Here is a 20,839-nt window from a genome sequence, read left to right on the forward strand (position 1 = left end):
ATTCCTCAGCCGTTGGCGCGGCGCCGCACGGCGTACAGAGTGCCGGCGCCGGCGGCGACGAGAACGGCGGCCCCGGCCCCCAGCGCGGCGGTGGTCGCGGAGGAGCCGGTATGGGCGAGTTCGGGGCCGGCGGGGGAGGCCGCGGGCCGCGGGGCGTCGCTGCCGACCGCGCTCGGGGCCGCGCTGGGTGCGCTGCCGGTGTCCTCGCCGGGCAGGCTCGGCGACGCGCTGGGCCGACTGCCGGCGGGCACGCTGACGGACGGGCTCGGCTTGACGGCACCGGCGGGCGCGCTCACGGAGGGGGTCGGCTTCACGGCACCGGCGGGCGCGCTCACGGAAGGGGTCGGCCTCACGGCGTCCGAGGGTGCCATCGGTGCGGCGCTCGGCGTCGCGCTGGAGGCGGGGGCCGGCGCGGGAGCGGACGCGGCGGAGCCCGCCGCCGCCGTCGCCGGGCCGGCGAGGGCGACGACCGCCCCCGCCGTGGCGGCGGTGACGGCCGCCCGGCGCAAGGTGCGGGGGACGCGCTTCAGGTTCATCACGGTATTTCTCCACGGTCGGGTCGGGAAAGGGGCACGCATCCGCGCCCCTCACCCCCGCACGACGCGCGACCCCGGGCGAGGTTGCCGCTCGCGACCGGAAACTTTCCCACGACCGGAAATTTTCCGCAGGGCCGTGCCGAGCGCCGCGATGCCTTCCTCGATGTCTCCCGTCGAGCCCGCGGCGTAGCCCAGGATCAGGCCCGGCGGACCGGCGCCGAGGCGGTGCCAGGACAGCGGATGGGCCTTGACCCCGAGGTCCAGGGCCGCCGCGGCGAGGGCGGTGTCCTCGATCGCGGCCCCGTCGAAGGTGACCATCAGATGCAGTCCCGCGGCCGCCCCGTGCACCCGGGCCCCGGGCAGCCGCTCCGCGATCGCCCTGAGCATGACGTCGCGGCGGCGCCGGTGGCGGCGCCGGACGAACCGCAGGTGCCGTTCGAGTTCGCCGGAGTCCATCAGGCGGGCGAGGACCAGCTGGGCGAGGACCGGGTTCCCGAGGTCGGCGTACCGCTTGGCGGCCGTCACGGCCTCGGCGAGGCGCGGCGGGACCAGGAGCCAGCCGAGGCGCAGGGCAGGCGCCAGGAGCTTGGACACGCTCCCGGCGTAGCAGACGCCCTCCGGCAGCAGGGCGCGCAGCGCGGGTACGGGGGCCCGGTCGTAGCGGTGCTCGGCGTCGTAGTCGTCCTCGATCACCAGGCCCCCGTCGGCGGCCCAGCCGAGCAGGTCGCGGCGGCGTTCGCCGTCGAGCACCACCCCGGTCGGGAACTGGTGGGCCGGGGTGAGGAGTACGGCCCCGGCCCCGCTCGCCCGCAGTGCGGCCACGTCCAGCCCGTGCTCGTCCACCGGTACGGGGACCGGCTCCAGCCCTCCGTACTCCAGCTGTTGGCGGGCCCCGAGAGAGCCGGGGTCCTCCACCGCGATGCGGCGCGCCGCCCCGTCGTCCCGCAGGACCTGGGCCAGTAGCCCCAGGGCCTGGGCGACGCCCGCGACGATCACCACCTCGTCGGGGTCGGCACGGATCCCCCGGTTGCGGGCCAGCCAGCCGGCGACCGCCGTGCGCAGGGCGGGCGCGCCCTGCGGGTTGCCGTAGCCGAAGTCCGCGGGCGTGAGGCCTGCCAGCACCCGGCGCTCGGCCTGGAGCCAGGCGGTACGGGGAAAGGCGGTCAGGTCGGGCACGCCGGGCGAGAGGTCGATCCGGCAGGGCACGGCGCGCAGCGCGTCGACGAGTCCGCCGCGCGCGGGGACGGGCGGGGGCGTCGTCACGCGCGGCGGCGCGGCGACGACGACCGTGCCGCCGCGGCCGCGGCCGGACACCTGGCCGGTCTCCGCGAGGCGCTGGTAGGCCTCGGTGACCAGCCCCCGGGAGACGCGGAGTTCACCGGCGAGCACCCGGCTGGCCGGGAGCCTGCTGCCGACGGGGAGGGTGCCGTCGGCGATGGCCGCGCGCAGCCGGTCCGCCAGCCAGTCGGTGCGGCCGCCGGGCGGTGCCTGGCCGATGTCGAGCTGGAGGAAGTCCGAGCCGGTTGTGGACCCCTGGTTCGCACGCTCTTTGGACCTGCTCATCGGACCATTGTGCCGTGAGGGTGGGGGCATGGAGCACAGGGAAGCCCTCACCGCGGCCAAGGCCGCGATCATCCCCGCGTCGGCCGGCCGGTCCGGGACGGCCGTCGGGGGTTCGTCCGCCGTCGCCTTCCGGGATCTGGCGCCCGGAATGGTCGGCATGGCGCTGGTCGGCGGAAGCGTCACCGTCTCCCGCGCCCTCGTCGACGCCCCGCTGTTCACCGTCCAGGCCGTGCGGTACGCGGCCGCCGCGCTGCTGCTGCTCGTCCTGGCCCGGGCGGCGGGGGTGCCGCTGTCGCGGCCGAGGGGCCGGGAGTGGCTGTGGCTGGCCGGGGTCGCGGCGACCGGGCTGGTGCTGTTCAACGTGGCCGTCGTACGAGGGGTCGCGCATGCCGAGCCGGCCGTCATCGCCGTCGCGGTGGCCTCCGTACCGATCCTGCTCGGGGTGATCGGGCCCTTCTTGGAGGGCCGGCGGCCCAGTCGGCGCGTGCTGCTGGCGGCGCCCGTGGTGGTGGCCGGGGCGGTGCTGGTGGAGGGGACGGGCCGGACGGACGCCGCCGGGGTGGCCTGGGCGGGCCTCGCGCTGGGCTGCGAGGCCGGGTTCACCCTGCTCGCGGTGCCGGTGCTGCGCAGGCACGGGCCGTGGGGAGTCTCCGTACATGCGGTGTGGATGGGCGCGGTGATGCTGGCGGTGCTCGCCGTGTCCGTCGAGCGGCCCGCCGACGTGGCGGCCCTCGGCGCGGAGCAGTGGGCGGCCGTCGCGTACCTCACCGTCCTGGTGACCGCGGTGGCGTTCCTGCTGTGGTACCGGACGGTGGCCGTCGTGGGGTCGGGCCGGGCCGGGCTGCTGACCGGGATAGCGCCGCTCGCCGCGGCGGGCGCCGGGGCCGTCGCGGGTGGCGGGGTGCCGGGCCCGGCCGTGTGGCTGGGGCTGGCGGTCGTCGTCGTCGGCCTGGCGACGGGCCTGCGCCCACCCCGCCGCCCGCTCCCCCGCCAAGAGCCGGAACCGCCGTCCGGCGGGGCCGGCCCGGCATGATCCGAACGAAAGGAGCTAGACGAGGGCCTCCGCGAGCAGGGCGGCCGTCGTGGCGACCAGTGGGTTGTCGGCCTCGGCGTCCTCCTCCGGCTGCGTGGTCAGGACGGCCAGGGCGAACGGGGTGCCGTCCGGCGACCAGGCGATGCCCACGTCGTTGGCGCCGCCGTGGCGCGCGCCCCCGGTCTTGTCGGCGAGGAGCCAGTCGGCGGGCAGGCCCTTGCGGAACTTCTCGGTGCTGGTGGTGTTCCGGAGCAGCCAGTCGGTGAGGCGGGCGCGGTCCCGGGGGTTCAGCACCCGGCCGAGGACGAGCCGGGCGTAGGTGGCGCCGATCGCGCGGGGGGTGGTGGTGTCGGTGACGCGCCACGGTTCGGCGGAGTTGAGTCGGGGCTCCCACCGGTCGAGGCGGGTGACGTCGTCCCCGGTCGAACGGCAGAAGCGGGTGACGGCGGTGGGTCCGCCCAGTTCTCGGAGCAGCAGATTGCCCGCGGTGTTGTCGCTGTACCGGATGGTGGCGTCGCAGAGTTCGCCGACGGTCATGCCTCCGGTCACGTTCTCCGCCTTCCCGGTGATGGGCGAGTGACCGGACTTCGTGACGTATTCCGCGGTGTAGTGGACGCGCCGGCCCAGGACCTCGCCATGGCGGTCCAGGTCGCGCAGGACGGCCGCGGCGGCGAGCGTCTTGAACACGGAGGCCATGGGGAAGCGTTCGTCCGCGCGGTACGTCACCGTCCGCCCGGTGCGCATGTTGCGGGCGAAGACGCCCAACCGCGCGGTGTGCGCCGCCTCCAACTCCCGCAGCCGCTCGGCCACCTGGACCCCGTGGACCCCCGGGCGCGTCGGCCGGTTCGCGGCGTGCGCCGGACCCGTACCGAGCGCGAAGACCGTGGACATCGCCGTACCCGCACCGATCGCGAGGGCGGTACGCCGGGACGGGCCCGGTCCGTTGGTGTGCAAGGTGGTCCCTTCCGCAGTGATCGCTGACGTATCCCACCACGCACCGGAGGCCGCCCCGGTTTCGCCGTACAGCGAATCGCCCGGCGGTCTGTCCGAAACCACGCGGGCCGGCGGGGCGGCCGGAGGGGACGTATCCGCGCTTCTCTCCGTGTCGACGGTGAGCTTCTCGGCGACGCCGGGGACGGGGGGCCTCAGTGAGGGCGCCCGGGGTCGACACCGTAGCTGTCCGGCGCGTTCACCGTGCCTCCGCCCAGCCGTTTCGCGCCGCGTAGGCGCCGAGCTGCATCCGGGTTCGGACCCCGGCCATGTCCATGAGGTGGCGCAGGCGGCGGTGCAGCGTGCGCGGTGACAGACCGAGTTGTGTCGCGGCCGTCAGATCCGTCAGGCCGGTCAGGAGCAGCGCGAGGATCCTGCGGTCCAGCTCGGTCGGGCCTTGCGGACCGGCCTCGACGAGAGCTTCGGAGGTGTCTCCCGTGCCCGACAGTTCCAGCGGGTGGGCCGTGCGCCATACCGTCTCGAAGAGTGCGTCCAGCGCGTCCAGCAGGCCGCTGCGGTGCAGCAGCACGGCACCGTGCTCTCCCGCCGGTGTGACCGCGAGGGGGACGAGGCCGAGGTCGGCGTCGGCCAGCACGAGTTTCATCGGCAGGTCGTCGGCGACACGCAGTTGCACTCCGTTGCGCAGGGAATCGATCGCATCGCGGACGATGCCGGGCTCGGCCAGCACGGCGCGGTCCAGTACCGCCCGGAAGAGCACTCCGCGGTCGAGGGCCATGGGCTCGGCGGTGTTCTCGTCGGGAGGCAAGGCGACGAACGGTGCGGTGATGAAGGAGCGGACCTGCGTGCGGGCTGCCTGCTGCACCTGGAGGAAGCGGTGGCGGATGGCGTCGACGCCCGTGACGACCTCGAACAGATCGTCGATGCTGCTCCCGGTCATCGCCGCCCGGTGTTCCTCGGCGAAGGTCGCCAGGGCATGCTCGGCCATGCGCAGCCCGTCCCGGCGCTGGCTGATGAGAGCGCCGAGCGCCATGGCCGGTGGCGCGGCGGTGAACAGCCCGTCCGCCGACCTGATCACCAGTCCCCACCCGACCAGGCGGGACAAGGCCTTGTCCATGTCGGCTCGCGATACGCCGAGAAGATCCGACAGGAGCACCGGGGTGGAGTTCGGCCGTCCGAGGAGCCCCCGGTAGACGTGCTCCTCCTCTGGTTCGAGGCCCAGGACATCCAGCATCGGCGAGCGACTCCGTTCCACTTTCAACAGCGGGGAGAGTATGCGCCATGGCGGCAGCCCCTGAATAGTCCCTGCTGGGAGCGGGTGCGAGGGGAGGGGCCCCGGGGAGTCGCCTCCCCGGGGCCCGGCAATGCGGTTCATCGCAGGCCGTACGCCCGGACGATCTCGTTCTTGACGCCGAAGCCGCTGTCCGTCTCGGCGCTCGCGCGGAGAGAGACGAAGCCGCCGGGCTTCTTGGCCGTCCTGAACGGACCTGTCCAGTAGCCATCGGTGCCCTTGGTCAGGTGCACCTTCTGCCAGGTGGAGCCGTCGTCGTACGAGACGTCCAACTGCACCTTGGTGACGGTGCCCGGCACGGTGCCGAGGTTCATCGACACCGGCTTGAGGGCGATCTGCTGGTGTGCGTTGGCCTTGACGTCCCCGTGGAGGTCCGTCTCCAGCTTGTAGTCCAGGTTCAGCACCGAGAACGGCTCGAAGAAGTCCGAGTCGACGGTGTCGGACATGAACGTCCACTCACTGTGGGTGCGTGTTGACAGCCGGAAGACGTCCCCGGGCCGCTCCACGTCGAGGACGGCACGGTAGGGCAGTCGGCCCGCCGGTACCGCGACCCACTGCATGTCCCCGCCGACCGGGTTGTCGTGGATCAGCGTGTCGCCCTGGAACACCCGCAGACGGGACGGCGTCTCGCCCCACGGCAGGAAGCCGCCGAGGCGCATGTTGTCGCTGGCGGAGGCCCATGCCTGCACGTTCCAGGTCATGTAGTTCTGCCAGCGGGAGTTGTACACGCCGAAGGACTCGCCCTGGGCGGGCCGGGTCGCCGGGGCGAACCAGTCCAGGCGGGTGGTGCTGCCCTTGGCGTACGTGTTGTCGCCCGACACCATCACCCACGGCAGGCTCCCGTCGATGCCCTGCGCGTGGAACTCCCTCCAGACCTGGCCCGGGGTCACCCACTCGGTCCGGGTGCCCGGGTGCCACTCGGGCTCGGGGAAGTTGAACGACGGGCTGAGGGTGAAGTCGGATCGGTATCCTTCCGCCGACGTGCCTTCCGTGGCCGAGTAGTAGCGGGCGTCGATCCGGGCGAGGTCGTCCTGGGTCGGCTTGTAGACCAGGGCCCGGTCCGGCACCCGGCCGGGGTAGTCCCGGGTCAGGTCGTAGACGAACGGCGTGTGCGCGGTCTGCTCGACGGTCAGCTTCGGCGTGCCGGCCTTGGCCATCGAGATGAGGACCTTGCCCGCGTCACGGTGCACGGTGGCGACCGGGATGGTCGACTCGCCGACGTACTCCATCAGGGCGCCGACACCGTCGTTGACCACGATCAGTGCCGTGGCACCGGCCGCGGCCGCGGCCGCGGTGCGTTCCTGAGGCGCGACCTCGTCGCTGCGCTCGACGACGACGACCTTGCCCTTGGCCTTGACCTTGTCGTAGTCGGCCGCCGCGCCGCTGCCCGCGAAGACGGCGTTCAGCCTGTCGGTGGCGGTGTCCAGGGCGCTGCCCGCCTGCACCAGCGTCTCGAAGCGGAGTCGACCGTCCGGCGTGCTCAGGCCGAGTCGCGGCTCGCCCTTGCGCCAGCGGGTGGTCAGCATGAGGTCGCCCTGCTTCATGGGCTCCGTCGGTGCGACGTAGACGTCGTCGTACGTCGGCGGCAGCACGTATGCGCTGCGGTAGTCCATGTACGGGTCGAGGCCCGCGTAGTGGACGTTGAAGTCGACCTTGCGCTGGCGGTCCTCGGTGCGCTGCGGCGCCTCGGTCTGCAGCAGACGTGCCTTGCTCGCGTCGAGCACCACGTCCGCGGAGCCGCCCTTGAGCACGGTCTCCGGGTCGAGCAGCACGGCCATACCCGACCGGTCCGCCTTCTCGCCGGCCACGTCGAGGTACGCCGCGACGGTGTACAGGCCGGGGGCCATGCGCATGGTGGTCGAGCCGTCGACGTGGACCGACCACGGCCAGAAGTCACCGGCCAGGTTGATCGCGACCGACCCGGCGGCGGGCTTTCCGTCGCGGCCGATCAGCTTGATGTTCAGGTCGTAGCGCTCCTCCTCCTTGAGGAGCGCGACCGATGTGCGGGTCACCGGCTGCCCCGTGGCCGCGTCGGTGGCGATCACGTAGCCGACGTGCCGGCCGACCGATGCGGTCCGCGGGTCACCGGTCACCGGGACGGCGGCGGTTCCGCCCGCCGGGACGGTCACCGTGGCGGCGCCCAACGTGAACGGGCCGTCGGCGTCGGTCAACGCCAGGTCGAGCGTGAGGTCGGCGGAGCCCGTGTTGGTGAAGGTCGTCTCCTTGGTGACGGGGACGTCGCTCGGCTGGTGCGGCCATGTGTGGTTGCCGAAGAAGAGCGATCCGGTGGCGCGGACCGGGGTGCGCACGGCGGCGGCCACGTCGAGACGACCGGTGCCGACCTCGTACGGCGAGTACCCGTCGGCCAGGCCCTTCGCGGTGCTCATCAGGTGTTCCTTGAGCTGCGCGCCGGTCCAGTCCGGGTGCCGCTGTGCCAGGATCGCCGCAGCGCCGGCCACGTGCGGAGTGGCCATCGATGTGCCGCTGATGGTGCGGTAGAGACCCTCACCACCGTCGGTCATCTCCTGCGAGCGAGCTGCGGTGATGGCCACGCCGGGCGCCGAGATGTCCGGCTTCATGGCGCCGGAGTAGGCGAGCGGGCCGGTACTGGAGAAGGAGGCGAGCCGGTCGTCCTTGTCCGTGGCGGCCACGGTCAGCGCCGAGGCGGCCGCACCCGGGGAGGAGATGCTCTCCGGGCCCGCGTTGCCGGCGGCTATGACGAACAGTGTGCCGTACTGCGCGGACAGCGCGTCGACCGTCTGCGACATCGGGTCGCTGCCGTCCGTCGGGTACGAGTCGCCGAGGCTCATGTTGACGACGTCGGCGCCGGATTCGGCGGCCCACTGCATGCCGGCCATGACCCAGGAGTCCTGGCCGTAGCCCTCCGCGCCACCGAGCACCTTGCCGACGAACAGGTCGGCTCCGGGGGCGACGCCCTTGTTGTCGCCCCCGGAGGCCGAGCCCGAACCCACGATCGTCCCGGCCACGTGCGAGCCGTGCCCGTTGACGTCGGTGACGGCCTCGCCCGGCACGAAGCTGGCCGTACCGTCGATCAGGCCGGCGAAGTCGGGATGGTTGACGTCGATGCCGGTGTCGAGCACCGCGACCTTGACGCCCTTGCCGTCGTAGCCGGCCGACCAGGCCTCGGGCGCGCCGATCAGCGGCACGCTCTCCTTCAGGCCGGCCTTCACCCGGCCGTCGAGCCACAGCTTCGCCAGACCCGCGCCGAGCGTCGCGCCGTTTCGCGGCGCCACGGTGGTCCAGAAGGTGCGGGCCTGCCCCTTCTCGGTGCTGAGCGCCGCGGCGCGGATGCCCTTGAGGTCGCGGGTCAGCCTGCTGCCCCGGGGGGCCGTCGGCGGGGCGGCCGCGCGGGACTTCGGCTGGGTGTACGTCGCGATCAGCGGCACCGAGGCCGACTTCGCGTCGTCGTAGCCCATCTCGATCAAGTCGGTGACGTTGAACAGCCGCCGGTCCAGCTTCTCCGAGCCCAGCAGCGGCGCCGCCTCGTCCGGGACGACGAACAAGTCGCCCTTGATCTGCTGCACTTTCACGCCGCCGACGGCGCTGTCCGGCCGGTCGACGTCGGCCGTCTGCTTGCCGTCGGCCATCGTGGTGACCGTGACGACGTCGCCGGTGACCAGGGTGACCTTGTGGGTCGCCGAGGGCTTGGCGGTGACGGTGGGTTTGATCGGAGCGGCTTGTGCGGGCGCGTGCAGGGCCGCGAGTCCCGACGCCACGAGGGGCACGGCGGTGGCGACCGCGATCAGCTGCCGGCGCCCGCGCCGGAAGACGGAAGCATGAGGGGGCAAGTACATGCCATGGGTCTATCGACCGGTGAACACCGTCGTGAAGGGCTCATGACGGCAAGTCCTCGCCATGGCGGATGTTTGTCAGCGGTGAACCTCGCGATTTCGGGCGCAAAGGCACCGTACCGAGACGTGAGGTTCGGCGGCCCGTCCGTGCCGACAGGCGTGTCGCCCCCGGAGACGGCCCCGGACCCCCGGTCTCCGACGGCCGGGGTCGACGGCCGTAGGCTCTGGACATGGTGGATGCGCAGCCGGACGGGGCAGGACGAGGGCCGGGTCGACCGCGAGAGGAACGGGTCACCGGAGCCGTCCTCACAGCGGTCGTGGACATGGTCCACGAGCAGGGGATCGGGGCGGTCACGATGGACGCCGTCGCGGCACGGGCCGGCGTGAGCAAACCCGCCATCTACCGGCGGTGGCCCACCAAACAGGATCTGATCATCGCAGCCGCGGAGACCCGCATCGGCATTCTGTCGGTGCCCGACCTGGACGACTTCCGCGCGGAACTCCGTTTCGTCCTCACCGCTCGCCTGGAGGCTTACCGGCTGCCCGGTACGGACCGGCTGATCGCGGGCCTCATCGGGGCGGCGGCCGAGACCGGCGCGGTACGAGGCCAGTACGCGGAGTACACCGAGCGGATCACGAGCGAGACGAGGCGCATCCTCGAACGCGGGATCATCCGCGGCGACGTGGCCCCGGAGACCGATGTCCGGGCCGCCGCCACGTTGGTGGCCGCACCGTTGATCTTCCGGCTGATCGGCGAGCAGGAGATGCCCGACGCTCGCTTCGTGGACAGCCTCGTGGATCTCGTCGCCAGGGCCGTCGGCCCGGTCCGCTGACGCCTCCGCGGCGGCGGCGATCCCGGGCTCCACATTGCGCGCGTCAGACCCCTTGCCTCACCTCGCCGCAATAACGATACTCCGGGTAACGATTTTAGCCCTCGCCACGGAGGACTCATGGACAGCAGCACGCCCGCCCCCGCCCTCGACAAGCCGTTGATGCGCTACGGGAAGCGCGCGCTCGACCGCATCGCCCCGAACGCGCCCCAGCCCGACTACCGGATCCTGGACATCTGCCCGCTCACCCCGCACATCGGCGCCGAGATCGAGGGCGTCGACCTCTCGCTCGCGATCGACGAGGAGCTCGCGGAGGAGATCCGGCAGGCCCTGCTGGAGTGGAAGGTGCTCTTCTTCCGCGACCAGCACGCCTTCGACCCGAAGAGCCAACTGGCGTTCTCCGGCTTGTGGGGTGAGCCGGAACCCAACCCCTTCTTCCCCAAGGGCGACACCGTCGGGGTCTCCCGGCTGGCCAAGGACGCCATGGCCGTCGGAACCGAGAACATCTGGCACAGCGACCACTCGTTCATGGCCGCGCCGGCACTCGGCTCCGTACTGCGCGCCGTCGAGGTGCCGTCCGCCGGCGGCGACACCATGTGGGCGGACATGGCGGCCGCCTACGACAACCTCACCGAGCCCATGAAGGCCCGCGTCGACGGGCTCACCGCCGTGCACGACTGGGTGCCGAGCTGGGGCGCGCTGATGACCGACCGCCAGATCGCGGCGCACCGGGAGAATCTGCCCGCCGTCGAGCACCCCGTCGTCGTGAGCCACCCGCGGACCGGTCGCAAGCTGCTGTACGTCAACGAGCCCTTCACCACCCGGATCCTCGGGCTGTCGGACGAGGAGAGCCGCGAACTGCTCGACGAACTCGTCCTCCAGGCCCGCATCCCCGAGTACCAGGTTCGCTTCCGCTGGCAGCCCGGCTCGGTCGCGGTCTGGGACAACATCGCCACCCAGCACTACGCGATCAACGACTACTTCCCGCAGCGCCGCGTCATGGAACGCGTCGCCATCGCCGGCGTCCCCCTCTCCTGAACCAGCTCCCGGCCCCTCCCCTCCCCCTCCAGTCTCCGCGGAGCCCTTGTGACCGACATCGATGTCGCACCCGCTGTGCCGGCAAGCCCCCGGAAGGCGCCGGGCAGGACGAGATCCCGCGCCTGGGTCGTCACCGCGCTGCTCGTCGTCTTCATGATGATCAACTTCGCGGACAAGTCCGTGCTCGGCCTGGCCGCGGAGGAGATCCGACAGGACCTCGGCCTGTCCGCGTCGGCCTTCGGACTCGCCAGCAGCGCCTTCTTCCTGCTGTTCTCGATCTCCGGTGCCGCCGTGGGGCTGCTCGCGGACCGCATCCGGCCCAAGTGGCTGATCCTTGCCATGGCCGTCCTCTGGTCCGTCTCCCAGGCGCCGCTGGCGGTGGGCGGAGGGCTCGCGGTGCTCCTCACCTCCCGTGTTCTGCTCGGTGCTGCCGAGGGGCCCGCCTTCCCCGTCGCTCAGCAAGCCACCCTGTCCTGGTTCCCCAACCACCGACGCAACCTGCCCGGGGCGCTGATCGTCCTCGGCACCACCCTGGGGGTCCTGGTCGCCGCTCCCGTCCTGACATGGGTGATCCAGCACCACGGCTGGCGCTCGGCCGTTGCCGCGGTGGCGCTGGTCGGTGTCGTGTGGGCGCTGCTGTGGATCCCCTTCGGCGGGGAGGGGCCCTATGCGGCGGCGCCGGACGCCACGGCGACGGGCGGCTCCGACGACGGGAAGGGGGAGAGAGCGGTGGGGCCGGGTGCGGCCCGGCCGAGGACGCCGTACCGGCGCATCCTCGCGACCCGTACCTGGATCGGTGCGACGGCCGCCTACTTCGGCACGTACTGGGTCATCGCCTTCGCCCTCGTCTGGCTGCCCTCCTACCTTCAGGACGCGCTCGGCTACACCTCCGCCGGGTCCACCCGGATGCTGATGCTGGTCTGGGGGCTGGGCGGGGTGGTGGTGCTCGGGCAGGCAGGTCTGACCGGGTGGCTGCTGCGCCGCGGAACCGCGAGTCGATGGGCCCGCGGCAGGGTCGGCGGTGTGCTGCTGCTCGTCGGTGCCGCGGCATGCCTCGCCCTGCCGTCGGCCCCGGCCGGTGCCGTGACGGCCCTGCTCCTGATCACCGGATTCGGGCTCGCCGGAGCGATGAGCAGCGTCGCCGTCACCACCGTCACGGAACTGGCTCCGGCCGATCGTCGCGGCGGCGCCCTCGGCATCATGAACGCCGTGGTGACCACCGCCGGTCTGATCGCCCCGACGCTCATCGGGCACCTCGTGGACACCCACGGCGTGGGGGGCTACCGGCACGGCGTCCTGATCACCGGCGCCGTTCTCCTGCTGAGCGGAGTCGCCGCCCTCACGCTGATCGACCCGGACCGCGACGCCCGCCTGCTGACCGCGTGACCACGGGCGCGTGTCCGCTCCTCGCGCAGCGCCGGGAGCAGGCCTCGCCCTTCCCGCTCCCGACCGACCGCAAGGAACGACGTTGAACAGCAGCACCCTCGACACCTCCCTGCTCGACCGCACCGTGGCCGACGTACGCGCCCATGCCGCGTCCTGGTGCGCCACCCCGCTCGCCGAACGCATCGCCCTCCTGGAGCGGCTGCTGCCGCGCGTCGTCGCGAATGCGTCCGACATCGCCGGTGCGGGCGCCCGGGCGAAGGGGTACGGACCGGACTCCCCCTGGGCGGCCGAGGACTGGATCGGCGGGCCCTGGGCCCTGGCCCAGAACACCGCCGCGCTCCTGCACGTCCTGCGGCGGATCGCCGCCGGCGGGGACCCGCTGGACGGCAGGACGGTTCACGAGGAGAACGGCCGCACGCGCGTGGACGTCTTCCCCGCCACCGGCTGGGACGCTCTGCTGCTCAACGGGTTCACGGCGCAGGTGTGGCTGCGCCCCGGCGTCACCGCGGAGCAGGCGCGGGCGTGCGCCGCGGGAGAGTACCAGGGCAGGCAGGGAGACCCTGGCCTCGCTCTGGTGCTCGGCGCCGGCAACGTCGCCGCCATCACCGCGCTGGACATCCTGCACAAGCTCTATGCCGAGGGCCAGGTCGTCATCGCCAAGATGAACCCGGTCAACGCCTACGTGCGCCCCCACTTCGAGCGCGTCTTCGCCGAGTTCGTCGAACGGGGCTGGCTGCGCTTCGTCGACGGCGGCGCGGCCGAGGGCGGCTACCTCACCCGCCACGCAGGCGTCGACTCCATTCATGTCACGGGCAGCGACCGCACCCACGACGCCATCGTCTGGGGCACCGACGAGGACGCCGAGCGGCGCAGACGTGACGACCTGCCGCTGATCGCCAAGCCCTTCAGCAGCGAACTGGGCGGCGTCAGCCCCTGCATCGTGTCGCCGGGCCCGTGGAGCGAAGCCGACTTCCGCTTCCAAGCCGAGCACATCGTCACCAGCAAGATGAACAACTCGGGCCACAACTGCATCGCCAGCCAGATCCTGGTCCTGCCGCGTGACTGGGACGGCACCGAGCGGCTGCTCGACGAGATCCGGAAGGTGCTGCGCCGACTGCCCCCGCGCGCCGACTACTACCCCGGCGCCGCCGACCGTCTCGCCTCCGTACGAGCGGCTCACCCGACGGCGGAGACCCACGGCGACGGCTGCCGACTGCTCGTGCCCGACATCACGGACCACGACGACCTCCTCGTTCTCGACGAGGTCTTCGGCAGCGCCCTGGGCGTCGTACGCCTGCCCGGCGCATCCCCGGCCGCATTCCTGCAGCAGGCCGTCGACTTCGCCAACGACACCCTGCCCGGCACCCTCGGCGCCACCCTGATCGTCCACCCGAGGACGGAGAAGGCCCATCGGGAGGCGGTGCGTACCGCCGTCGCCGAGCTGCGCTACGGCACGCTGGGCGTCAACTGCTGGTCAGGGGTCGGTTTCCTGCTCGGCTACACACCCTGGGGCGCCTTCCCCGGCCACACACGGCAGGACATCGGCAGCGGCATCGGCTTCGTGCACAACGCGTTCATGCTCGAGGACGTCGAGAAGACCGTCCTGCGCGCGCCCTTCACACCCGCTCCGCGCGGCCTGATCACGGGCGACGCGACCCTGTCACCGCGCCCGCCGTACTTCGTCACCCACCGCACCGCCCTGACCACGGTGCGGCGCCTCACCCGCTTCACGGCCGCGCCGAGCCTCACCAAGCTGCCCGCCCTCCTCGCGTCCGCGTTGCGGGGCTGACACCCGCTCGCCTGCCGCTCGCACCGACCCACCCTACGGAGACCCCATGCTCAACCTCGCCGTCGTACTGGAGAACAGCGCCCGCGCCGTACCCGACCGCACCGCCATCGTCCTGGGCGACCAGCGGCTCACCTACGCGGAGCTGGACACGGCCGCCAACCGCGTGGCCAACCTCCTCCGCTCGCGCGGTATCGAGCCGGGCGACAAGGTCGCCCTGTCCTGCCCGAACCTGCCGTGGTTCCCGATCGTCTACTACGGTATCCTCAAGGCCGGCGCGGTGGTGGTACCGCTCAATGTGCTGCTCAAGGGACGTGAGACCGCCTACCACTTGGCCGACTCCCAGGCCAAGGCCTACTTCTGCTTCGAGGGAAGCGCCGAACTCCCGCTCGGGCAGGAGGGCTGGTCCGGCTTCGGCGAGGCGCCGGACTGCGAGCACTTCTTCGTCATGACGGCCGCACTCTCCGGCGACTCCCCGATCGAGGGCGCCGAGAGCCTCACGACGGCGCTGGCCGGTCAGCGCGGGGACTTCGAGACGGTGACCACGGAGCCCGGTGACACCGCGGTCATCCTGTACACGTCCGGCACCACCGGCCGGCCCAAGGGTGCCGAGCTCAGCCACTCCAATGTGATGCTCAATGTGCTGACCTGCCACAAGCTGTTCGGCGAGGTGGAGCACGACGTGCACCTGATCGCGCTGCCGCTGTTCCACTCCTTCGGCCAGGTCGTGCAGATGAATGCCGGCCTCGCGTCAGGAGCCACGCTGGTCCTGCTGCCACGCTTCGATGCCTGTGCTGCCCTCGCCCTCATGCAACGCCACGCGGTCACCTTCTTCGCGGGCGTCCCCACCATGTTCTGGGCTCTGCTCGCATCGGACGCCGACGACGTGGACCTGCCACAGATCGCGAAGAACCTGCGCATGGCGGGCTCGGGGGGCTCTGCGCTCCCGGTGGAGATCCACCGCCGCTTCGCCGAGCGGTTCGGCGTCACGATCCTGGAGGGGTACGGCCTCTCGGAGACCAGCCCCGCCGCCACCTTCTCGCCACGGGGAGAGCCGGTGCGCCCCGGCTCCATCGGACGCCCCGTCTGGGGCGTGGAGGTGGACCTTGTCGGCGAGGACTGGACCCCGGTCCAGGGCGCCGACGCGATCGGGGAGATAGTCGTCCGCGGGCACAACGTGATGAAGGGCTACTTCAACCGGCCCGACGCGACCGCCGAGGTGATGCGCGACGGCTGGTTCCGCACCGGTGACCTGGCCCGCCGCGACGCCGACGGCTGGTTCTACATCGTCGACCGCGCCAAGGACATGATCATCCGTGGTGGCTTCAACGTGTACCCGCGCGAGGTCGAGGAGGTACTGCTCACGCACCCCGCCGTGAGCATGGCGGCCGTGATCGGCCTGCCGGACGCCCGCCATGGTGAGGAGATCAAGGCCTGCGTGGTACGCACCCCGGGAGCGGCGCTCTCCGAGGTGGAGTTGATCGCCTGGTGCAGGGAGGAGATGGCGGGCTACAAGTACCCCCGTCTGGTGGAGTTCTTCGATGCCCTGCCCACCAACGCCACGGGCAAGATCCTCAAGCGCGAGCTTCGGGAGGCGGGTACGGCGGAGGCCGGCGCCGACGTCACCGCAGAACGCGCCGCGGAACCGCTGCAGGCGCACTGAGGCAGCGGGTGGCGTTCAGCCGACCGGCCGTCTGCGGCCGGTCGGCTCCCGCCACGAGACCGGCATAGGCTGCCGGGGAGAGTCCGCGTGTCCGGCTTGTCCGTGCGGGGCACCGGCGGAGAGTGATGAGGCTGTGATGGGTGAGCTGACGAAGCCCGAGGTCGACGTTCCGAAGGGTGCCGCTCCCACCGAGCTGACCATCCGCGACCTGGTCGTCGGGGACGGGGCCGAGGTGACGCCGGGCATGGTGGTCCGGGTGCACTACGTAGGGGTGGCCTTCGAATCCGGGAAGCAGTTCGACGCTTCCTGGGACCGCGGCGAGCCGTTCAAGTTCGCCCTCGGCGGCGGCCGGGTCATCAAGGGCATGGACCGGGGCGTGCGGGGGATGAGGGTCGGCGGTCGGCGCGAGATCGTCGTTCCTCCGCGTCTCGGCTACGGCAAGGAGTCGCCCTCGCCGCTCATCCCGGCGCACTCGACCCTGGTTTTCGTGGTGGACCTGCTCGACTCGTACTCCCGGACCGCCGGGTGGAGCAGCGCGTCCTGAGGGCCCCCGCGTTTCGGGCCGCTGGGGCGTGAGCGCCCACGCGCCGTTCGGGGGTCACCGGACGGCCGCTTCAGGAGTCTTCCAGCAGATCGCTCAGCGTCTCGGCGGCGCGTACCGCGGCGTCACCGCAGCAGTTGTTGAACAGGACGTGCAGCTGCTCGGCCCGGTCCGCCATACGGCGCAGGCTCGGCAGCCAGGCGGCCAGTTCCTCGCGCGTGTAGGTATGGCGGAAGCGGTCCTCCTTGCTTCCGGTCCCCCAGGCGGCGCTACGGCCGTGGAAGCGGACCATGGCGAGCGTTGAGGACGTGACGGGTGTGACGGCGGGCATCGAGGCGGGCAGCCCTTGGACCGTGTCGACGGCCACCGCGGTGGCGTCCAGGTCCCTCAACAGGGCGGCCGTGCGCTCCCGCCGGTCCTCGCGCCACCAGTCGGGATGACGGAACTCCACGGCCATCGGCCACTGGTACATCCGTTTCCTGGTGGTATGGAGCACGGTCTCCGCCTGCGCGCCCGGACCGAACCACGGCGGGAACTGGAACAGTACGGCGCCCAGCCGGCCGGACTCTTGGAGGGGCCGCAGGGCGGCGCCGAAACGGTGCCAGACCTCGTCGAGCAGCTCCGGATCGTCGAGGGCGTGGCCTCGCAGGTCGGCGGGCAGGGCGCTCGTGCGGGTCGGGTGGCCGGTGAGGAGGGAGAACGCCTTGACATCGAACCGGAAGCTCGGGGGCGTGCGTTCGCTCCAGAGCAGACTGTTGCGCACGCTGGGGAGCGCGTAGTAGCCGGCGTCGACCTCCACGACGGGGAAGCGTTCGGCGTAGTGCCGCAGCCTCCCCTCCGGGTCACGCCGCCCGGGTGGGTACCATCCGCTGGCCACCAGCGCCTTGTCCGTCCATGAACACGTCCCGATCAGCCACTCGCCCATTCCGGCCGTCCTTTCCTTCGGGCCCCTCTACCCGGAAATGGACTCACCGCCCCCGTGACGACGCCGGCCGACGGAGACGAGGTCGAAGGGGCGCCCGACGAAGAGCGGGTGGCGACCGATGCGACCACCACGGCCCCCGGACACACGAAAGGCCGCCCTCTCATGGATGAGAGAACGGCCTCCGACCTGCGTTTCCGCGTGGTCGGGACGACAGGATTTGAACCTGCGACCCCTTGACCCCCAGTCAAGTGCGCTACCAAGCTGCGCCACGTCCCGGTGCTCGTCCCCTCCCGGTGTTCCCGGTGGGGCGTTGCGAGAGAGACTTTACCCCACTCCGGGGGCCGGATGAGCGCACGGGGTCGGCGTCGCGCCGGGTGGGCGGGGAAGCGACGGTGCAGGTGGGGGGCGTGGCGGCCGCCGGGGTGGGGCGAGGGGGCGACAATGGCGGGGTGAGCCGGACGCCGAGGGACCGCGACGAGGAAGGGCGGGCGCGCAGTGCGCGGCCGCGGGACGGGCTGGGGCGGCCCCTGCCGTACGGGGCGGAGGGGGTGCCCCGGCAGCCGGAGGGGCTGTCGCGCACGCCTGCGGAGACGCTCGCCGAGGCGCAGCGGCTGCTCGACGCCGGGATGCCGTTCCACGCCCACGAGGTCTTCGAGGACGCCTGGAAGACCGGGCCCGCCGAGGAGCGGGATCTGTGGCAGGGGCTCGCTCAGCTGGCGGTCGGGCTCACGCACACCGCGCGCGGCAACGCCCGGGGCGGGGCCCGGTTGTTGCGCCGGGGCGCCGACCGGGTCACGAGCCCTCGGCCGGGCGCGCAGGGGCGGTCGTACGGCATCGATGTGGACGGCCTCGCCGGATGGGCGCGCGAACTGGCCGACCGTACCGATCGGGGCGGTGGGGACGGGGCCGGCCCGGTGGTCGACGCCGCCGCCGAGGCGCCGCGGCTGCGCCGGCGGTAGCGCCCTGCCGGCCGGGCTCACCAGGTCAGGTGGAGCGCTTCGGGCGAGCGGTGGATCAAGGTCGGGCTCATCGCCACCTCCTGGCCCTCGGCCAGGCGCAGGCCCGGCAGGCGGCGGGTGAAGAGTTCGAGGGTGAGCCGGAGTTGGGTGCGGGCGAGCCGGGAGCCGGGGCAGCCGTGGGCGCCGTGGCCGAAGCTGACGTGGCGGGTGGGAGTCGCGGGTCGGGTGATGTCGAAGGTGTCGGCGCCCGGATGGCGGGTCTCGTCGCGGTTGGCGGAGCCGTAGGCGACGAAGACGGTCGCCCCCGCGGGAAGTTCGGTTCCGGAGAGCACGACCGGGCGGGTGGTGGTCCGGCGGAACCCCTGGACGGCGGTGTCGTAGCGGGCCGCTTCCTCCACAGCCCCGGGTATCAGGTCGGGCCGTGCGCAGAGCAGCTCCCACTGCTCGCGGTGGCGCAGGAGGTGGAGCAGCGCGGTGCCGATCAGGGCGGTGGTGGTGAGGTGGCCGGCGATGAGGAGGTTCTGCAGGTTGGAGACGAGTTCGGCGCGCTGGTCCTCGGTGAGCGGGCGGGAGCCGGGGAGCGGGCGGGGGCCGGGGAGCGGGCGGGGGCGGCTCCCGGCGGCCGGGCCGTCGTCCGGAGCGAGGCCCTCCGAGACCGGGCCGTCGTCCGGAGCGAGGCCCTCCGGGGCCAGGCCGTCGTCCGGTGCGAGGCCCTCCGAGGCCGGGCCGTCGTCCGGAGCGAGTGCCGCGACCATCGTCGAGCAGAGGTCGTCGCGTGGCCGGGCGCGGCGGTCGCGGACGTAGCGGTCGAGGAGGTGGTGGAGGGCGACCACGTCCCGCGCGGCGGCGATCTGTTCGCGTTCCTCCATCGGCCGGAAGAGGAGCTGCTCGGCCCGGTGGCCGCCGCGCACCGCCGTCGGCAGGTCCCGCGGGTCCAGGCCGATGAGCCGGCCGATGACGGCGCCGGGCAGGGCGCGGGCGTACGAGGACATCAGCTCGGTGTGCCCTTCGGCGGCGAAGGTGTCGAGGAGCCCGGTGGCGACCTCGGCGGCGTACGCGGTGAGGGCGGTGACGCGGGCGGCGGACAGGCCGCGGTTGAGCGGAGCGCGGTAGCGGCGGTGGGCGGCGCCGTCGGTGGAGACGACGGTCGGCCGTCTGCCGAAGCCGCCCGCGAGGACGCGGAAGGCGGCGGGCGAGGGCATGACGTCGGGGCGCAGGGCCTGGGCCGAGGAGAAGTCCTCGGGCCGCAGCAGCACCTCACGGACGTCGCGGTCCCGGGCGACAAGCCAGGCGTCCAGTGCGGGGACGTAGGTCAGGCCGTCGGTGCGTCGCGCACGGGCGTAGAGGGGGTACGGGTCGCGTTGCAGCGCGTCGAGCAGCTCGTGCGGTGTCGGGTCCAACGCGGCGCCTCCGGGCGGAGCAGGTGCGGAACTCGGTGCGGTCCGGTCATGGTGACCGGCGCCCGGAGCCCGTGGCTATGGCCCGAAAGTGGTGGATGTCAGCCGTCCGGCGCGGCCAGCAGGCGTTCCAGTACGGCGGTGTGGCTCGCGGACGGGTCCTTGGCGGCGGTGAGGAGGGTGATCGTGCCCCGCTCGGCGAGGCCGCGCAGCCGTTCGAGGGCCTCGGCGGCCGCGGGTTCGGCGAGTTCCCGCTCGTACCGGCCGCGGAACTCCTCGTACGCTCCCTCGGTGCCGTGGTACCAGCGGCGCAGCTCGGTGGAGGGGGTCAGCGCCTTGGGCCATTCGTCGATGTGCGCGTCGGTCTTGGCGAGGCCGCGCGGCCAGAGGCGGTCGACGAGGACCCGTACGCCGTCGTCGGGCTCGGCGGGGTCGTAGACCCGGCGCACGCGGATGTCCGGTGTGGTGGCGACCATGGCCCCAGGGTGCGGCACGGGGCGGCGGTCCACCTGTCGGAGGCGGCCGATCAGCCGTCGACGCGCAGCGCCGGGAGGAGGACCGCGTCCACGAAGGCCCGGAGCGCCGCCTCGTCCGCGAAGCGCTCCTCGAAGAGCTGCTCGACGCGGAGCAGGCCGAGGAAGCTGGGCGCGACGAAGCCGATGGCGGGGTTGTCGGCGTCGATCTCGCCGCGCTCGACCGCCCGCCGCAGCATCGCGTCGAGCGCCGCGACCTCGGGGTCGATGACGGTGTCGCGCAGCGCCTCGCGCAGGTCCGGGTGCCGGGTGTACGCCTGGCTGACCGCTTCCATCAGCTCGGCGTCCCGGTCGCGGCGGGACCCGGCCGCCCGTGCGGCCGCGCGCAGGTCGCCGGCGAGTGAGCCGGTGTCGATGTCGGTGAAGAAGGCGCAGCGACGGTTGGCGAGCGCGGCCGTGACGAGCCGCGGCTTGGTGCCCCACTGGCGGTAGAGCGTCGCCTTGCCGCATTTCGTGCGGGCGGCGACACCCTCCATGGTCACCGCGTCGTAGCCGCCCTCACGGAGGAGGCCGATCACCGCCTCGTACAGCTCCGTCTCCCGCTCGGGGGTGATCTTGCTGCGGCGGGCTGCGGCGGTCGCGGCCTGCGTGGACATCG

General features: G+C 72.7%; 17 protein-coding genes and 1 tRNA gene. 8 read left to right on the plus strand and 10 right to left on the minus strand.

What is annotated here, in order from left to right; genetic code table 11:
* Positions 1 to 5 precede the first annotated feature (5 nt).
* Together ACFZBD_RS04220 and ACFZBD_RS04225 are read right to left on the minus strand one after the other, a co-directional pair.
* Positions 6 to 536 carry an LAETG motif-containing sortase-dependent surface protein gene (locus tag ACFZBD_RS04220; RefSeq protein ID WP_391134989.1) on the minus strand — a complete coding sequence of 177 codons (531 nt, stop codon included), beginning with the start codon at positions 534 to 536 and terminating at the stop codon, positions 6 to 8.
* Positions 537 to 587: 51 nt separating this feature from the next.
* A complete protein-coding gene (locus ACFZBD_RS04225; RefSeq protein WP_391134992.1) occupies positions 588 to 2,099 on the minus strand; it encodes an aminotransferase class I/II-fold pyridoxal phosphate-dependent enzyme in 1,512 nt (503 codons plus the stop codon).
* A gap of 28 nt (positions 2,100 to 2,127) precedes the next feature.
* Between ACFZBD_RS04225 and ACFZBD_RS04230 the strand changes: the two genes are divergently transcribed.
* Positions 2,128 to 3,132 (plus strand): EamA family transporter, encoded by a 1,005-nt coding sequence (locus ACFZBD_RS04230; RefSeq protein ID WP_391134995.1) that lies wholly within the window; start codon positions 2,128 to 2,130, stop codon positions 3,130 to 3,132.
* A 15-nt stretch (positions 3,133 to 3,147) separates the two neighbouring features.
* Here ACFZBD_RS04230 and bla read toward each other — a convergent pair whose 3' ends face one another.
* The 3 genes from bla to ACFZBD_RS04245 all read right to left on the minus strand — a co-directional run bounded on the left by bla (position 3,148) and on the right by ACFZBD_RS04245 (position 9,186).
* Positions 3,148 to 4,086: a class A beta-lactamase gene (bla, locus tag ACFZBD_RS04235; RefSeq protein ID WP_391134998.1), complete on the minus strand. Its 939-nt coding sequence runs from the start codon at positions 4,084 to 4,086 to the stop codon at positions 3,148 to 3,150.
* A gap of 235 nt (positions 4,087 to 4,321) precedes the next feature.
* Entirely contained in the window at positions 4,322 to 5,314 is a 993-nt protein-coding gene (locus ACFZBD_RS04240; protein WP_391135001.1) for a helix-turn-helix domain-containing protein, read from the minus strand.
* A 137-nt stretch (positions 5,315 to 5,451) separates the two neighbouring features.
* On the minus strand, positions 5,452 to 9,186 hold the full coding sequence (locus ACFZBD_RS04245; RefSeq protein ID WP_391135004.1) for a S8 family serine peptidase: 3,735 nt from the start codon (positions 9,184 to 9,186) through the stop codon (positions 5,452 to 5,454).
* A 227-nt stretch (positions 9,187 to 9,413) separates the two neighbouring features.
* Here ACFZBD_RS04245 and ACFZBD_RS04250 point away from each other — a divergent pair, with 227 nt between their 5' ends.
* The 6 genes from ACFZBD_RS04250 to ACFZBD_RS04275 all read left to right on the plus strand — a co-directional run bounded on the left by ACFZBD_RS04250 (position 9,414) and on the right by ACFZBD_RS04275 (position 16,430).
* Positions 9,414 to 10,016 carry a TetR/AcrR family transcriptional regulator C-terminal ligand-binding domain-containing protein gene (locus ACFZBD_RS04250; RefSeq protein ID WP_391135006.1) on the plus strand — a complete coding sequence of 201 codons (603 nt, stop codon included), beginning with the start codon at positions 9,414 to 9,416 and terminating at the stop codon, positions 10,014 to 10,016.
* A gap of 117 nt (positions 10,017 to 10,133) precedes the next feature.
* Positions 10,134 to 11,051, plus strand: coding sequence for a TauD/TfdA family dioxygenase (locus tag ACFZBD_RS04255; protein ID WP_391135009.1), 918 nt, complete (start codon positions 10,134 to 10,136; stop codon positions 11,049 to 11,051).
* A gap of 48 nt (positions 11,052 to 11,099) precedes the next feature.
* The gene (locus ACFZBD_RS04260) at positions 11,100 to 12,437 is read left to right on the plus strand and encodes an MFS transporter (RefSeq protein ID WP_391135012.1); all 1,338 of its coding nucleotides are present in this window, start codon (positions 11,100 to 11,102) and stop codon (positions 12,435 to 12,437) included.
* A gap of 82 nt (positions 12,438 to 12,519) precedes the next feature.
* Positions 12,520 to 14,226, plus strand: coding sequence for an aldehyde dehydrogenase family protein (locus tag ACFZBD_RS04265; protein WP_391135015.1), 1,707 nt, complete (start codon positions 12,520 to 12,522; stop codon positions 14,224 to 14,226).
* Positions 14,227 to 14,272: 46 nt separating this feature from the next.
* Positions 14,273 to 15,886: an AMP-binding protein gene (locus ACFZBD_RS04270; protein ID WP_391135018.1), complete on the plus strand. Its 1,614-nt coding sequence runs from the start codon at positions 14,273 to 14,275 to the stop codon at positions 15,884 to 15,886.
* Between the two features lie 136 nt (positions 15,887 to 16,022).
* Complete coding sequence (locus tag ACFZBD_RS04275; RefSeq protein ID WP_391135021.1) at positions 16,023 to 16,430, plus strand: FKBP-type peptidyl-prolyl cis-trans isomerase; 408 nt, start codon at positions 16,023 to 16,025, stop codon at positions 16,428 to 16,430.
* 70 nt (positions 16,431 to 16,500) lie between these two features.
* Here the strand turns inward: ACFZBD_RS04275 and ACFZBD_RS04280 are convergent, their stop codons facing one another.
* Positions 16,501 to 17,352: a DUF72 domain-containing protein gene (locus tag ACFZBD_RS04280; RefSeq protein WP_391135023.1), complete on the minus strand. Its 852-nt coding sequence runs from the start codon at positions 17,350 to 17,352 to the stop codon at positions 16,501 to 16,503.
* Positions 17,353 to 17,551: 199 nt separating this feature from the next.
* A tRNA-Pro gene (locus tag ACFZBD_RS04285) sits at positions 17,552 to 17,628 on the minus strand.
* 173 nt (positions 17,629 to 17,801) lie between these two features.
* On the opposite strand from ACFZBD_RS04285, the gene ACFZBD_RS04290 reads away from it, so the two are divergent.
* Positions 17,802 to 18,311 (plus strand): DUF309 domain-containing protein, encoded by a 510-nt coding sequence (locus ACFZBD_RS04290; RefSeq protein ID WP_391135026.1) that lies wholly within the window; start codon positions 17,802 to 17,804, stop codon positions 18,309 to 18,311.
* A gap of 17 nt (positions 18,312 to 18,328) precedes the next feature.
* Here ACFZBD_RS04290 and ACFZBD_RS04295 read toward each other — a convergent pair whose 3' ends face one another.
* From ACFZBD_RS04295 to ACFZBD_RS04305, 3 genes are all read right to left on the minus strand, one after another.
* Positions 18,329 to 19,711 (minus strand): cytochrome P450, encoded by a 1,383-nt coding sequence (locus tag ACFZBD_RS04295; protein ID WP_391135041.1) that lies wholly within the window; start codon positions 19,709 to 19,711, stop codon positions 18,329 to 18,331.
* 98 nt (positions 19,712 to 19,809) lie between these two features.
* The gene (locus ACFZBD_RS04300) at positions 19,810 to 20,184 is read right to left on the minus strand and encodes a DUF488 family protein (RefSeq protein ID WP_391135044.1); all 375 of its coding nucleotides are present in this window, start codon (positions 20,182 to 20,184) and stop codon (positions 19,810 to 19,812) included.
* A gap of 50 nt (positions 20,185 to 20,234) precedes the next feature.
* Positions 20,235 to 20,837 carry a TetR/AcrR family transcriptional regulator C-terminal ligand-binding domain-containing protein gene (locus tag ACFZBD_RS04305; RefSeq protein ID WP_391135048.1) on the minus strand — a complete coding sequence of 201 codons (603 nt, stop codon included), beginning with the start codon at positions 20,835 to 20,837 and terminating at the stop codon, positions 20,235 to 20,237.
* Positions 20,838 to 20,839 lie beyond the last annotated feature (2 nt).

Origin of the sequence: Streptomyces sp. NPDC008121, assembly GCF_042957155.1 — a bacterium.
GTDB lineage: Bacteria > Actinomycetota > Actinomycetes > Streptomycetales > Streptomycetaceae > Streptomyces.